Origin of the sequence: Achromobacter sp. JD-1, assembly GCF_038594925.1 — a bacterium.
GTDB classification, from domain to species: domain Bacteria; phylum Pseudomonadota; class Gammaproteobacteria; order Burkholderiales; family Burkholderiaceae_B; genus Achromobacter; species Achromobacter spanius_C.
The window spans coordinates 303440-303706 of record NZ_JBCGCS010000001.1; the positions used below are offsets into that span (position 1 = coordinate 303440).

Genomic DNA, 267 nt, shown 5'->3' on the forward strand with positions numbered 1-267 from the left:
CACGCTCGCCACCCACATCGCCGGCGAGCTGGCGCTGCGTGGTCTGCACGTCATCCTGCTGGACGCCGACCCGCAGGGTTCATCGCTGGACTGGACGCAGCGCAGAAGCCAGCAGGGCTTGCCACGGCTGTTCAGCGCCGTGGGCCTCGCCCGCGAGACACTGCATCAGGAAGCGCCCGAGCTGGCGCGCCGCGCCGATCACGTCATCATCGACGGCCCGCCGCGCATCGCCGCCCTGGCGCGCTCGGCGCTGCTGGCGGCCGAGCG

Annotated in this window: 1 pseudogene; it reads left to right on the forward strand. The window is 73.4% G+C overall.

Annotated elements, in window-relative coordinates:
* Nucleotides 1–267, forward strand: a pseudogene (locus WBR68_RS01395) (ParA family partition ATPase); the annotation flags it as partial.